Consider the following 15,563-nt stretch of genomic DNA (forward strand, 5'->3'; position numbering starts at 1 on the left):
AAGAGATCAGCTGACCGCGCTCATTCTCTGATTAGCATTTGAGCTAAGGATTATTTCTGCATGCTCATGCATCAGCTATGTCTTGGCCTTAGCTGTATTGACCATATTGTGATGGTGGGATGTGCTGAGGCTGCAGCAGCTTGCGTGGTGAGATGGCGTTTCTTTTATTTTCTTGATTTTGATTGCTTGAGGTTTTTTATGAGGTTTGGTCTTATACGTGTTCCGTATTACCCGCAGTTAAACTGCCTCAATCGCATTGATGTAAATGCCTCTGCAGTCATGTCAGTGCTCTTGTTTTGGCTAACTAAGAGTCGTGAGCCAAGCTACTGTCCAAAGCATCATCACTACAAGCTTGCGGTTAACTTAGGCTTAGAGCTTAAGGATGTTGCTCAATGTTTTGATGTTTTGTGTGAGTATGGTGTCTTTGTGGCCCATGAGATCACCATTGCACCGAAAGTTGTTACTGAAGAGTCTGTGCCTAAGGTAGAGACTCGCTATTCTTTAGACCTCAATGCTCTGCAGCAACTACTTGCATCATTGGGCACTAATCTGTCTATCAAGCTACTCAAGCATGCAGCTGATGATAGCTTTGATTTCTATGGTCAGATTGAAGAGAAGTTTTTACCACGCTATCAGATCTTACGTGGCTATTTGAGCGGCTCTGACTTTGAAAAGGCCTCCTTACTCTTGTCTAAGTTTGCAGTCTTTGTAAATGAGTACTGTGAGGAATTTGCTATCAAGGCCATTGCGCCTGGTTGGAAACTCCTGTTGCAAGTTCCAATGGACTCTAAGTGGGATGAGTATGCAAGCGAGCTTAATGTACGCTTCTTACGTCCTAGTGAGCGTGCTTTTGACTTTAGCTTTACTGATGGCAACTTCTTCTTGCCTGACTATGCTGAGCACCAGGCTTTAGAGCACATCACCAAGCACTATAAGCAGCGTGATAACTACTCTGTAACCTTATGTGCTGCCATGATGCTCCTCTTGCAAGCAAGCTTTGAGGACAAGCTAACCTATGTCTCTGAGATCAGTGTAGCCAACCTCAAAGAAGCAATTGAACTCTTATGCACTTACGACCATGAGCTTGCTAAGTCTATCAAGTTAAAAGATGACTACTACACCTTCAGAGAGCTCAAGAACGATATCAAAGCAAGTGAGCAAGAGCTCTTTGACAAGACTTTAGAAAAAGCTCTTACAGGGAATCACAATTCATATGTCACTGCAGAATAAGACCTTAATGCCGCCACCTTGGCTGGCCTACCGACAAATAGAATGTTGCTCGATTGGCTGGCGTATGGGCTATGGCGAGTATTACTTAGACCAATTTCTCGAATGGTTTGACTCACTTTCAGATGAAGAACAGTCTGAATACCGTACCCTCTTTCCTGAACCTTTAACTTGGAAAGGATGGTGGGATAAAGAGCTCAGCGACGATGGACTTGAGCATGGTGGTTTCTTTGTGAATACATGGCAACCACAAGGAAAGCCAAAGTACAACCTTAAGTGGCTGCAGCAAGAGTTTGCGCAAGGCAATACTAAAGAAATGTGCCACTTCTGGGGTAATCAGCCCTCCAAAAACGGCAAGATTACCAAAAGCTGCTTCAGCCAGTGGTGGAAGCAAGACTTCCGTGCCAGATCACATACTTTCCTTTATGCTGAGCAGTGTATGATGGCGAGCAAAGCTAGGCTCTTTGGCGATGATGAAATCTTAAAGCAAATTCTCGCTTGCGATAATCCTAAGCAAATCAAAGACTTTGGCCGTAAGGTGCGTGGCTTTGATGAGGAAGTTTGGAACAAGTTCAAGTACACCATTGTGCTGCTTGGCAACTGGCACAAATTTAACCAAAACATTGAGCTCAAAGACTTTCTCCTTTCAACAGGCGATATAATCCTAGTAGAGGCTAGCCCGTACGACATTATCTGGGGTATTGGCCTTGCAGAGAACTGCACAGAGTCCCAAAACCCAATGCTCTGGCGAGGACAAAACCTACTTGGCTTTGCGCTCATGGAAGTACGCGACGAGCTACGCCGTGTCACCCAAAATGAAAAGCTTTGCGACTTCAGCACCGTCGAAGATTAGCTCAATCGTGAAGCCGCTGCGCTACAAGACCAACGCATGTCAGTGACAGAGTTATCGGCAAGCGGCTTTACGTTACCACAATTGCTGCCAAGCAGTCGCGGTGACTTATCCTTTTCTACAGCAACAATAACTTGCTATCCCCAAAGCTACAGTGCGCTTCAAAGGGTCATACGTCTGTCATAAACACCACTACAGCTAAAAGCAAAACGCCTGTACCAAAAATAGTTCAATAACTGCATGCGAGCGCCATTTTGTATGCAGCACAAGCATGGATTACAAGGCTCAATGTTGACAAGCGTTGCTTCGCTTATGTGCAACTAAAGCTCTCATCAAGACATACCTGGCCCCTTTACCACTTACAAAAGGGCATAACTGAGCTGCAGCATAAGCAAGATAGCAGAGCTGTTATTGGCTTGTTGCTAACTTCGTTGAAAGCACATGCTTTTGCATTGCTGACGCTATTACTTATGGTCTTTATACAGCTACTGCCATTGCCTTGGCTGTGGCTGTGGCGATTTAAGCCGTGCAGTGCTCGTATTTAAGCTTATTTATGGCTTTGAGGATATATTGCTGCCTACAAATGGCGCAATAGCCGCAATTGCTGCCCATGTTTAGCTCATTGTGCACAATAGCATCTCATCTTAATTGAGTGTTGCTCAATAGATAGTATGATTAGCGTCCTAATATGATGGGCTTATTTAACCCTGATCTTTTAGTGATACTTGAAATTGCCCATCACAAGATTTTTTTTGCCAAGCTTGCAAGCTCACACACTGCTGTTTAGCTCATAGCACTTAGCTAGATACTAGCTTAAGTGTATGAGTCTAAGTGTGGTGGCATCTTTTGCACTTGTTCATAGCTACTATGCATGGATAGCATGCTTGTTTTCATCAAACCATAAGGCTGCATATGTTCTCAGAAATGAGGCGCGGTGTTTTGACCGCTTTGCCCGTACTTTTAGGTATCTTTCCTTTAGGCGTGATCTTAGGCGCTCAGGCTGCTCACGTTGGTCAAGCTCCAATTACCACCTTGCTTATGACCGGTATTAACTTAGCAGGTGGTAGTGAGTTTGCGGCATTGGCCTTATGGTCTGCGGTGCCTCCAATCTTAATGATTGTGATCTCTACTTTCCTCATCAATAGCCGTCATATTGTCTTAGGCACTGCCTTAGCTCCATACGTGCGTCATGAAGGTGGCTTTAGAATTGCGCTCATCTACTTTTTAATGTGCGATGAGACCTGGGCTTTATCCATGCAGGATATTCAAAGACGCAATCTTGAGGCAAAGCCCTTTGCCTTTCACTTCTACTTAGGCGTAGGTCTAGCACTGTGGATTTGCTGGTGGTTTAGCTGTTTTCTCGGAGCGGCCATTGGTAGCAGCATTGGTGATCTCAACAAGCTCGGCTTTAGCATTGCTCTGCCTGCAACCTTCATAGCGCTTGCTATTGCCATGCGTCCTAAGAAGAAGATCAACTACATCCCAATTGCGATGAGCTTTGCTGCCTCTGCCTTAACCGCAAAATACGGCAACTCTAGCTACTGTGTTGGTGCTGGTGTTCTTGCAGGTCTTATTGGTGCCTACATTATCCGTGTCTACCAAGAAAAAGCAGGCTTAATCGCCACCCAAGGTGATCTCAAAGAGGTTGACCTTACAAGCAACACAGCAAAGGATCAAGCCACTGACGACACAGCAAATGATAAGGCCAGAGATGCTACAAGCAATGCACAATCAACTGACACTGCAGCTAGCGCTCATGACGCCAAGCAAGTAAATGGCTTAGATGACAAGGAGGCTCAATAATGGAACAGCTATTGGCCTTACCAAATATCTACGAGTTTATAACCATCATGGCAATGGCTATAACTACCTACTTTACTCGTGTTGTAGGCTTCTTATGGCTTAGAAAGCACACTATGTCTGAGCGCTTTAAGGCTGTACTTGAAAATAGTCCTGCTATTGTGATGATCGCGGTGGCAGCACCTGCCTTTATGACCGATGACATCAAAATGCAAATTGCCCTGCTTGCCACTATCGTGATTGCCTTTAAGTTCAACTTAGGCATCACCATCGTAGCGAGCGTAGCCATGATGGGCATTATGCAAAACTTCTTCTAATCAATATCATCTGACTATCGCTGCAGCTAGCACCAACAAAAAAATCCAAGCTCAATACATGAGCAGACCATAGCAGCCTGTGGCGATAGTCTAAAGATGCATTTCAAGTGTTAAGGGAGATCATGCTCCCTTTTTCATATCTACTGTCAGATCTCAGTTTCTTGCACGTAAAACTCAAGTGGCGAGAACCTTTTTCTTAATCAGTGCTTAACAGTCATATTACGCAACAATGTTAGTATTGTGTTCATGAAGACTGTTGCTACGCCTAGCTTTGCGTGGATACGTAGAATTTATATAGCATCTAAAAGCTGATGTTTATGCTGTTTTAAAGACCAGCCTCAGTGTTTTGCCTAGCTCATGAAATGTAAAAATTCTCTTGGCATTTAAAACTTGTGCAAAAACGTGCGCAAAGTGCGTCGGATCGGGGCCTTGCGTGAGTTTTTTGGGTGCTCTAGTGCTCGATTTGCAGTCAAAAGAGCTACAAATTGAGTTCTAGATCTACTTTTTCAGCACGTGGTGCTTTCTTTTTAATGAAAGTAGGCATAATGATTCAACAAAGCTATCGCAACTCAGGTCCGATATGGCTTAGGGTCAGCTAGATTTTCTAGCACGTGTTTGTTCTCTTTTCAAACATGCTTAATCTTGAGACCATCATGAACATTATGAGCAAGCACAGAACATATGCACTTGACTGTGTGAGCTACTGATGCGGCATGCACTTAAACCTGATGAGACAGCTTCATAGCTTGAGCTATCATCACAAGCATTATTAAGGTGGAACTAGCAGATAAAACTTTGCTACTTGCTAACCACTTGAGAGTGCTTAAACAAGTAATTATCGGAATGAGTGCAAAAACCGCATAACTGCTTACAGCTCAGATGGACAGCTTCTAAATCACCAGCTAGATGTTGGCAGATAGAATTGTCAGAGCGTTACATTAAGATACTTGGCCGTCACTCATCATCAATTAGAGCCTAAGGTGAGATGTAACAGCTCATTTATCACTAGAGTCATAGAGCAGCTGCTTTCCGGCTTATAAGGGCTACCATCGTTTAGGTTTCTTCTTAGTTATCCGGAGACTCAATCACCAACCTTTGACATTGGAGTTTTAAAGTGAATAAGAGTGAGTTAGTTGAAAGTATTTCCAAGAAGACTGGCCTCAGCCTCAAGCATTCCCAGCTTGCTTTAAAGGGATTCTTAGATGCTGTTAAAGATGAGTTAGCCGACGGCGGCGAAGTTGCTTTAATCGGCTTTGGCAAGTTCTACGTTCGTGATCGTCCTGCTCGTACTGCACGTAACCCACGTGACGGCAAACCGGTTCAGATCCCAGCTTCTAAGGCTCCAGTATTTACCGCTGGTAAGCCATTCAAGGATGCTGTAAACGGCAAGTAGGAACACCTAACATCTTGCTAGACAAGATGTTATCTGCCCCGCCTGGCGCATTTTGGTTGTAACAGCACCAGGCTGCACTCATATGAGTGGCATCTTAGAACTTCTAGCTGTGCTAGATTCTTAAATCCAGTTCTTTACAACCACTTGTGCCATAACGCCTGCTTGTGCCCTCAGCGCTAGTAGGCGTTTGTATTTGTGCCCAACCCAAGACATAATTCAAAGATCGCAGAGACGATCTAATCAAGCAGTCCTCATTAACCTACCACAAGCGCTCCAGCCAACCTAGCGGCCAAAAGAAGACGTACCTCCCCATATCTTCAAACTCTAAGAGACACTATATCCTGCCTATTTTGTGCAAAGTGCATTGCAAACATACCAACTAAGCCGTATTCAAAAGATCTTGAGTGATTAGACAATGGCATATAAGCGCTTGCCTGTGCTAAAATCCCGACTTGCTGTCGTGTGCAGCTAAGATTTGAGCAATATGCATTTCGACACAGTCATTTACTTTTGAGCAAATTACTTGCACATGCAAAAGTTTTCTTAGTATCTCTGATGGGGTGATCCTATCTTAGTGCTAAGTTGTAATGAGTATCATTACTACCTTTAGACACAATGCAAAGCTAGGCTTAGCCTAGGCTTTAACTTTGTCTAGCAGGCAGCAGCACATTACAAGATAAGCACTCTTGTGATCTTGCTGCAGCTTTTGTTGAATGCAAAGACTGAATTTGCGGGGAATTTCGGATGTTATCGGACAAGCTGCGCGATGGTGCCAACTCCAAGGGCTTTAAGCTCCTGCTCGCACTCATCGTGATTTCATTTGTGCTCACTGGCGTGGGCGGCTATTTAATTCCACGTTTGAACACTGATCCTGTCACCATCGGTGATTACAAGATCACTTCTAACGATTGGAACAATCAGTACAATCAGCAGGCTCAGCAGCTGCACCGTTTACCAAACGGCTCTGCCATGCTTGAGAATCAACAGTATGTTGTTGAGCTTAAGAAGCAAGTTCTTGAGCGCATGATTAACAATGTTGCTTTTAACAGCAGCGTATGGGATATGGATATCCGTATCGGCGACGAGCAGGTACGTGACGTTATCCGTAACACCCCTGCTTTCCAGAAGGATGGTAAGTTCGACAACGATCTCTACCTTGCCTCTATTCGCAACATGGGCATGTCTCCAGACTACTTTGGCGAGCAGTTACGTATCTCCATCATGTCTGAGAGCGTATCTCGTCCTCTGATGTCCGCATCTTCACAGCCTCTTCCATATGAGCTTAACACCATTGCAAAGACTATTTTGCAGACTCGCGTAGTTAACCTCTACACCGTTGATGAGGCATACATCAATCGTAACCTGAAGATCAGCGACGATGAGATCAAGGCTTTCTACGATGCTAACCATGACAAGTTCATGGCTCCTGCAAACGTACGCTTTAACTACTTACTCTTATCCATGGACGATCTGCGTAAGCAAGTAGAAGTGACCGATGAGAAGGTAGAAGAGTTCTACAACATGTACTCTGAAGACTACCGTCTTGAGGAGCAAAGACAAGCTGCTCACTTACTCATCCGTGCTGGCTCTAAGGATGCTGACAAGCGTATTGCTGCAGTTGAGGAAGGCTTAAAGAACGGCACTCCATTTGAAAAGTTAGTTGCTCAGTACTCTGATGATCAGTCAACTAAGGATAAGGGCGGTGATATGGGCTTTGTGACCCGTAATCAGTTAGCCGCTGACTTATATGCTGCTTTATTTGCTCTTGAGTCTGAGGGTGATGTAAGTGCTGCTATTACCGATGACTACGGTACCCATTTCATTAGCTTAACCTCTATCAAGCCAGAACACACTCCAGCTTTAGCTGAGGTTAAGGACAAGGTTCAGGCTGCCTATATCGACGCACAAGCTCGTGAGCTTTACAACGAGCGTGTAACCACCATGTCCGATATGTCTTTTGAAAACCCAGACTCATTAGACATCACTGCTGAGAAGCTTGGCATGAAGGTTATGACCTCTGATGTAGTTGCTCAAGGTGATACTGAGGCTAAGTGGCCATTCAATACCAAGGAGCTGCAGGATTTAGCTTTCAATGAGGAAGTGTACAACTCTGGCATCAACTCAAACGTTATTGCCTTAGATGACAACAACTCGATCGTTATCAACGTAACTGAGCACCACGATGCCTCTTTACGTCCATTTGACGATGTGGCTAAAGACGCTAGCGCTATGCTGCGCACCGATCGTATCAATGAGGAAGCTTTAAAGACCTTAACTGATGTTGCAACTAAGGTTGCTGCAGATGCTAATGCTCAGCTCCCTGATTACGTCAAGGTGCAAAAGGATGTTGAGGTTAGCGGTGCTAACACCAATACCAGCCAAGAGTTTGCTCAGGCAATCTTTGCTCTGCCACAGGATACAAAGTCTGCTCATGTTATCGATAAGAACAATAACGTTCAGACCTTAGCTGTCTTAAACAAGGTTGTACCAGCTGTTGAGGCTGATGTACCAACCTTCGAGAACGCTGTGTACCCATCCTTAGCTCAGTACCTCAATCAGACCACTCAGGACGCCCTGTACCGTCAGGCACGTACCCTCAACAAGATTGAGTACAACCAAGAGGCTATCGACCTGGTAACTCGCCAGAACGACCTCGAATAACACCCCATTCCCAACGCAATCGCGTTCTAGGCTCTGCCACCTCGGTGTCAGGGCCTTTTTCATCCCCAAAATTCAACCAATCCATACCCACTCAAATTTACATTAATTCATCACAATCCAAGATCTTTAAAGAATAGACTGCAACAGTCAAACCTAGCAGCTAACGAATCAGCATGTATTCGTGATCCAGCCTCATTACTTATCAACCTTTCAAGAAGCTAAGCCTCTCCTGTATTTGCTTTTTGTAAGAATAAAGATCACAGGCTATAGATACACTTTATGAGCCATTTTCAAAACATAGCTGATTTTCTTTTAAGAACAAGTTTTTCAAAGAGTTTGTTAAATATCAAATTCACGTTAGAACTCCTTGTCTATACTGGCATTGGCAATATTTATGAATGTTTACAAAGTACTATGAAACAAAGGCCTTTTCGTTTTAAGATGTGTAAAGGCGAGCTTTGTTAGCAAGCCCAATTAAGCGAGGATCTGGTATGCCTCTTAGGCAGCCAAGCAACGCGCTATAGCTATAAAGAGGAATATCAATCATGGCAGTATATGTTAATACCAATTACTCAGCTCTTCAGGGCCAGCGCTACTTAGGCAACGTCCAGAACTCCCTGACTACGACATACCAAAGATTATCAAGCGGTATGCGTATTAACAGCGCTAAAGATGACGCTGCAGGCCTCCAGATCGCCGATCGCTTAACAAGCCAGATTAATGGCCTCAACCAAGGCAACCGCAACGCCTCCGACGGTATTGCATTAGCCCAGACCATGGAAGCTGGCATGGACGAAATCTCCGGCATGCTCCAGAAGATGCGTACATTAACTGTTCAAGCAGCTAACGGTACAAACACTGCTGAAGATCGCAATGCTCTTGGAAAAGAGATGACTTCACTCGCGAACGAAATTTCCCGTATCGCAACTAAGACCACCTTTGCAGGTAAGACCGTTCTCAATGGTCTGATTGATGGTTCTATCTTTGGCGATAAAACAGTAAACAATAATCCAGCTGGTGACACTGGTACTTTGACTCTGCAAGTCGGTTCTAATAAGGGCGACACAATTTCTTTTACCTCTGACTCCGTAATTTTCTCTAAATTAGGAACCAACGCTGAAATGATGGGCACTGATAAGTTCTTCACCATCGCAGCTAATGGTACTGTTACTGTAGATATGGGTAAAGCAGATTTTTCAAAGCCTGCCGAAAAGAACTACATTGGTAATGCAATCGATTTATTAGATCAAATGATTGCATCTGTAGATAGCAAGCGTGCCGACCTTGGTGCTTTACAGAATCGTCTTGAGTCATCTATCCGCAATCAGTCTAACGTTGCTGCTAATGAGGCTGATGCACGCTCACGTATTCGTGATGCTGATTTCGCTGAAGAGTCTGCTAACCTGTCACAGCAGTCAATCATTCAGCAGGCTGCCGCTTCTATGCTGATGCAGGCTAACACCCGTCCACAGCTCGGTCTGAGCCTCTTAGGCTAATCTGAGGAGTACAACAAAATGGCAGTATATGTTAATACCAATTACTCAGCTCTTCAGGGCCAGCGTTACTTAGGCAACGTCCAGAACTCCCTAACTACTACGTACCAGCGCCTATCAAGCGGTATGCGTATCAATAGCGCTAAAGATGACGCTGCAGGCCTCCAGATCGCCGATCGCTTAACAAGCCAGATTAATGGCCTCAACCAGGGCAACCGCAATGCATCTGACGGTATTGCTCTTGCCCAGACTGCAGAAGCAGGCATGGACGAAATCACTGGCATGCTTCAGAAGATCCGTACTCTCGCTGTTCAGGCCAACAACGGTACTAACACTTTAGATGACCGTAAAGCTCTAGCTAAGGAAGCATCCTCACTTGCTACCGAAATTAGCCGAATTGCTATGCAAACTACTTTTGCTGGCAAAACTATTATGAACGGCCAACAAAAGAACTCATTCATGTCATATGCTCAACAGCAAGATGCCGGTAAGACTCAAAGTCTCGTGCTGCAGGTTGGCTCAAACAAGGGTGATACTATCTCCTTTAACCTTGAAAACTTCCAGTTCTCTGCTGCTGCTAAAGCTGCAGGTATTGCTGAAGATCAGTTTGCTGCTCAACAAAACGACAAGTCTTTTGTAAAGGGTAATGGTGGCGCAATTTCGATAAACTTTAGCGATACTGCTTCAGTTAACAATATCATTGGCTTCATGGATCAGATGATTGGTTATGTGGATGGTCAGCGTGCCGATTTAGGTGCCATCCAGAATCGTCTTGAGTCATCTATCCGCAACCAGTCTAACGTTGCTGCTAATGAAGCTGATGCACGCTCACGTATCCGTGACGCTGATTTCGCTGAAGAGTCTGCAAACTTATCTCAGCAGTCCATCATCCAGCAGGCTGCTGCTTCCATGCTGATGCAGGCAAACACTCGTCCACAGCTTGGTCTGAGCCTCTTAGGCTAAGAGTAAGGAGTACATTCCCATGGCAGTATATGTTAATACCAATTACTCAGCTCTTCAGGGCCAGCGTTACTTAGGCAACGTCCAGAACTCCCTGACCACGACATATCAAAGATTATCTTCAGGTCTTCGTATCAACAGCGCTAAAGATGACGCTGCAGGCCTCCAGATCGCCGATCGTCTGACATCCCAAATTAATGGCCTCAACCAAGGTAACCGCAACGCTTCAGACGGTATCGCTCTTGCTCAGACTGTAGAGTCTGGCATGGACGAAATCTCTGGCATGCTTCAGAAGATCCGTACTTTAGCAGTACAGGCAAACAACGGCACTAATACTGCGGAAGATAAGGCTGCACTTTCCAAGGAAGCTTCTTCTTTGGCTAATGAAATTTCACGTATCGCTAAGCAAACCACTTACGGTGGCAAGCTTGTCCTTAATGGCCAACAAGAGAATGAACTAACTATTTTCTCAAAGGCAGCCCAGGCAGATAAAGGCAAAGCTGGTAATATCACACTTCAAGTCGGCTCCAATAAGGGCGATACTATTAAGTTCTCCATTGAGAATATGCAGTTCTCAAAGATTGGTAGCCGTGCCGACAAGAATACTTTCAAAACTGGCAATGATAAGTTCATCAACATTGCTGGAAGCGTAATTTCATTTAGATTTTCTGTTGCTTCTGCCGCAGAAATTACCATCGATATGATGGATAAGATGATTGCTAATGTCGATGCACAGCGTGCCGACCTTGGTGCCATCCAGAACCGTCTTGAGTCATCTATCCGCAACCAGTCTAACGTTGCTGCTAACGAAGCTGATGCTCGCTCACGTATTCGTGATGCTGACTTTGCTGAAGAGTCTGCTAACTTATCCCAGCAGTCCATCATTCAGCAGGCAGCTGCTTCCATGCTGATGCAGGCTAACACCCGTCCTCAGCTGGGCTTAAGCCTCCTTGGCTAATAATTTCCTTTAAAGTTATGCAATAAGGTCCTGTTGCCCCTGGCTTCAGGGCCTTTTTTATAGCTGAAACATCACGACCAAATCCCCAAAAGTCCCACTGCCCTACCCATTTTCTCATCATACATGGGTTTCCATCTAAGATAATTTGCCATCTTAGAGCGGTATAGAACCCTGCACTTTCTTACTCTCCTCCATCGTTTTCGCCGATCTAATGATTCCATTAGATATCTACTGCCCTATTTCCTGTTCAAATTCGTGATCTAGATCACTTTTAGCAATTGCCTAATTTTCTTCTAGAAGCTGATATTTATCGCGTTTGTTTAGTAAGATCGCAGTACACGCAGTTATGAATATATAGAGGTCTACCATAGCAGCCATGTTGTTGATGTGCATGCAACAACGCCGGTCTCCTCGTAGAGCTTGAGTATCGTTGGTGCTCAAGCTCATTTTGGATACTTATTTTTTGCTTAACGGTGGTAGCTCTATGCTCACACACTCACTAGAAAGTACTACAGAAAGCTCCCTAGCTTCTTCATCTGTAGACATTGGCTGCAAAGCTCAAACTCAGACTCAGTCTAAGTCTCAATCTATTCTGTCTAGCACTAACTCAGCTATGAATGTGGATAGCTCACTATCCTATGCTGCAGCAAGTAGGCTTATGGACAATCAGACAGGCGAGATCTTTCATCAGCCTAGCAATACAGCATCTTATGCTCCTGTAGTGCCTATGCAGCGTCCAGTAGCCGCCCAAGCTACTGCTTGTGTTGCTTGTCAGGATAAGCAGGCTACACGTGGCTTCTTTGGTGCCATTAAAGCTAAAGCAACATCATGGTTTAAGAAAGCTTTCCGCTTAAATGGCAAGCATAAGGCTGTTTCATCTGATACATGTGAGGCTATTAAAGGTAATGGTTTTAAGCCTATTCAATCTAATTGTGCTGCAGCTAATCATGCTGATGTTGTCTCTTGTACCTCTAACACTGCCACTGTAGACCATAACATCCCTGCTCGTTCAAGTGATGCGGCTGTAGATGTTTCTAACGATGGTGTAGATGCTTCCAATGGAGCTAATGATGCTTTCAAGGGTGCAGTTGATGAATCTGACTGTGCCTGTGATGTAGTTCTGTCTGAGAGCATGGCTGAGGCTAAGGAGTATATAAGAGGCGTACGTAACTCTTATATTTGGCGTGCCTGCGGTGGTGCGGAGCTTATGGAGCTTAGCAATAATGTGGCTCTATATAGACCAGAGTATGGCAAGGGTGCATCCGTATCTCAACCACCTCAGGGCATGGGAAATATCGCCACTCCATATGGCATCGTCAGAACTATCACCGGGCAGCAATATGTAGCTCCAATCGTCTCACTGCCGATCGTGTACGGTAAGACTGGTGATGTGGTTACTCAGCGCATGATTCGACCTCTGTCAGTTAACTACACTGGCAGATATCGTCAGTTCCCTGTGATTCCAGTCAACGAGATTGCAGGCTTGGTTCAGGGCAAGATTGATGTGCTCAAGCGTCTGCTTGCCTCTGATGCTAGTGCTGAGACTGTTGCGTTATATCTTGATCCACTGCTTACAGCCATGATCCGTATTTGTAGTGTGCTGCCTGCATCTGAGTACTATCACGACTGCAATGTATGCGGTTTAGTCGATCACAACCTCAAGGTAGCTATCTTTGCGCTTACAGAGTTTAAGCGCCTTGATCCACAGCCTCTTGCTGCGATCCCAACCACTACATTAAGACGTAGAGGCGTAGATTGGATTAAGAGCTCTAAGCCAAGTGCTGCAGACGCCGATACTTCTGCTGATTCGTCTTCTTATTCAGATGATAATAGTGCTTTAAGCCAGGCCTTTAAAGAAGAGGCTGAAGAGCTTGAGTCCCCTGCATCTAATGATGAGTCCGCATTAAGTGCTGATGCAAGCAAGTTGATGTCCTTCAAGCGTGACGTTAGAAGCCGTGCTCTTATCAAAAGAGACATTTGGCTGCACACCAACGAAGATACCTTCTATCGCAGTCAGGCTGTTGCTGATGTGGCTGTGCGTATGCGCATTGAAGTTGAAGAAAACCCACTGCTGCCATCAGCTAATACCAAGAAAAAGGCTGCAGCTACTCCTGATACGAAGCCTATTCCTACAGATGGCCTTACCATTGAGCAAATCATGGCCTCAGGTGTGGGTAAAACTTTAGAGCCAAGTGACGACCTTACCCCTCCATCATCCTTAATGTCTGTAGTAGACACCTTAATTGCTGAAGGATTAGATGCTGAGGATAGCGACATCATTACTGATGAGAGTATTCAAAGCGATGTCGTAGTTACAGGTGAATCCCCATACAAAGATTGGACTGGTGAAGAAGACTTTGAACTTGGCCAAAAGAAAGCCACGCAAACTGATGCTCAAGCCTTAGCTGCAGAGCAAAAGGCTAAGCTTGCAGCCATCAAAAAGCAGCTCATCGCCTCTCTAGACTCTGATCCACATGATGAAGAAGGCTTGATAGCTTTATGCCGTCGTAATCTAAGAATCAAGCGTGACCTTAACCTAATTAATAGCGCTGATCTTAGCTACTTCTCAAGCAAGCATTACTTACCAGCTTTAGATGATGTATTCACTCATGAAGCTATCGAGTTGCCTAATACTGAAGCTACTAACACAAGCACTGCTGATAGCGCCTCAGTAAGTTCTACTACCTCTAAAGTTGAGCCACAACCTGCTACAAAGACAGAAAAGGCCGAGTGTAAGTCCGAGCAGTCAGCTAATGTAGAGGAGGCTGCAGTTGAGACCAAAGCTACAAAGGCGGCTCCAAAGAAAACTACCAAGACTAAGAGAGCATCGGCTAAGAAAGCCGTTCCTGATGAAAGTGCTAACGATGCTGATGCTACACCAAAGGCTATTGCTTGTACCTCCTCTAGTGTACAACCTTCTACTGAGACTGCAGTAGCCGCTAACGAAGCACCAGCCAATGCTGAGCCTGAGTCAACTGCTAATACAGATCCTGCATCCAACGCTAAGGCTATTGCTGATACCGAACAGACTAACAGCGCTGTGGCTGATGAGGCTAAGCCTACCATGCGTCGCAGTTCCAAGACTGCAGCTAGCAAGAGGACTACAGATAGCAAGAAGACTGCAACAAGCAAGAAGACTACAGATAGCAAGCTGACTGCAAATAGTAAGAGTACTGAGACAAAGGCCACTAATAAGAAAGCAACTGCTTCAAAGACCAAGACCTCAAGCAAGAGTGCCACAAAGAAGCAGTCTAAGGAAGCTGATGCAGAAAGCATTACCGCTGCAACGGTAACTGCAGCTGCGGCTGCTACATCCGCAGCTATGGATCAGGCTGAGTCTTTAGTTACTTCTGATGTTAAGTCCTCTGCTGATGCCCCTGTAGACACTGACGCTACGCCAAATGATGTTGCTGAGACTAAGGCACCGACTGAGGCTACTGCAAAAACCACAGTCGTTAAACGCAACCGTGGCCGTAAACCAAAAGCTTCAATTTCCACGGCTACTGAGTCTAAGGCCAAAACTGAGACTGTTACTGTGCCCAAGACTGTGACTGTAGATGTGCCTGTATATGAGCCTGCGCCTGAGGTTAAGGCTAATGCTGAGGACAAGCCAAAAGCTAAGCGAGGTCGCAAGCCTAAGAGTGATACGCAAAACAAGATTTGTGCTGATAACAAGGCTACAGATAATGCTGCGCTTGATAGTGCTGAATCTGTTGAGTGCAAGAGTGCCAAGCCCAAATCGCTGTTTAAGAAGCCGTATCGGAGACCTAAGAAGGTGTTTGCAAATATGAGCTTAGAGCAAATGGCTCAGATAACCCCTGTAGTTAGCGGCAATAAGCCAGCTTACGATGATAGTGAAAAGCCATTTATCCCTGCAATTGTTTTTACTGACAGCCTTTAGGAG

Annotated in this window: 10 protein-coding genes; all 10 read left to right on the plus strand. The window is 45.0% G+C overall.

What is annotated here, in order from left to right:
- Positions 1-198 precede the first annotated feature (198 nt).
- The 10 genes from H524_RS0101895 (at position 199) to H524_RS0101945 (ending at position 15,560) form a co-directional block, all read left to right on the plus strand.
- Positions 199-1,230, plus strand: coding sequence for a hypothetical protein (locus H524_RS0101895; protein ID WP_027939012.1), 1,032 nt, complete (start codon positions 199-201; stop codon positions 1,228-1,230).
- Positions 1,214-2,080 carry a riboflavin biosynthesis intermediates N-glycosidase gene (locus tag H524_RS0101900; protein WP_027939013.1) on the plus strand — a complete coding sequence of 289 codons (867 nt, stop codon included), beginning with the start codon at positions 1,214-1,216 and terminating at the stop codon, positions 2,078-2,080. The genes H524_RS0101895 and H524_RS0101900 overlap by 17 nt, the downstream gene beginning before the upstream one ends.
- A 909-nt stretch (positions 2,081-2,989) precedes the next feature.
- Positions 2,990-3,880: an AzlC family ABC transporter permease gene (locus H524_RS13715; protein WP_052338842.1), complete on the plus strand. Its 891-nt coding sequence runs from the start codon at positions 2,990-2,992 to the stop codon at positions 3,878-3,880.
- Entirely contained in the window at positions 3,880-4,194 is a 315-nt protein-coding gene (locus tag H524_RS0101915) for a branched-chain amino acid transport AzlD family protein (RefSeq protein WP_027939014.1), read from the plus strand. Before H524_RS13715 ends, H524_RS0101915 begins: the two co-directional genes overlap by 1 nt.
- A 1,114-nt stretch (positions 4,195-5,308) precedes the next feature.
- On the plus strand, positions 5,309-5,587 hold the full coding sequence (locus H524_RS0101920) for an HU family DNA-binding protein (protein WP_027939015.1): 279 nt from the start codon (positions 5,309-5,311) through the stop codon (positions 5,585-5,587).
- Positions 5,588-6,331: 744 nt separating this feature from the next.
- Entirely contained in the window at positions 6,332-8,248 is a 1,917-nt protein-coding gene (locus tag H524_RS0101925; protein WP_027939016.1) for a SurA N-terminal domain-containing protein, read from the plus strand.
- Between the two features lie 545 nt (positions 8,249-8,793).
- On the plus strand, positions 8,794-9,744 hold the full coding sequence (locus H524_RS0101930; protein ID WP_027939017.1) for a flagellin N-terminal helical domain-containing protein: 951 nt from the start codon (positions 8,794-8,796) through the stop codon (positions 9,742-9,744).
- 18 nt (positions 9,745-9,762) lie between these two features.
- Positions 9,763-10,704 (plus strand): flagellin N-terminal helical domain-containing protein, encoded by a 942-nt coding sequence (locus H524_RS0101935; protein ID WP_027939018.1) that lies wholly within the window; start codon positions 9,763-9,765, stop codon positions 10,702-10,704.
- Between the two features lie 19 nt (positions 10,705-10,723).
- Positions 10,724-11,659, plus strand: a complete 936-nt coding sequence (locus H524_RS0101940) for a flagellin N-terminal helical domain-containing protein (protein ID WP_027939019.1) — start codon at positions 10,724-10,726, stop codon at positions 11,657-11,659.
- A 484-nt stretch (positions 11,660-12,143) separates the two neighbouring features.
- Positions 12,144-15,560 (plus strand): hypothetical protein, encoded by a 3,417-nt coding sequence (locus H524_RS0101945; protein WP_156907508.1) that lies wholly within the window; start codon positions 12,144-12,146, stop codon positions 15,558-15,560.
- Positions 15,561-15,563 lie beyond the last annotated feature (3 nt).

The organism is Anaerobiospirillum succiniciproducens DSM 6400 (genome assembly GCF_000482845.1).
Taxonomy (GTDB): Bacteria; Pseudomonadota; Gammaproteobacteria; order Enterobacterales; family Succinivibrionaceae; genus Anaerobiospirillum; species Anaerobiospirillum succiniciproducens.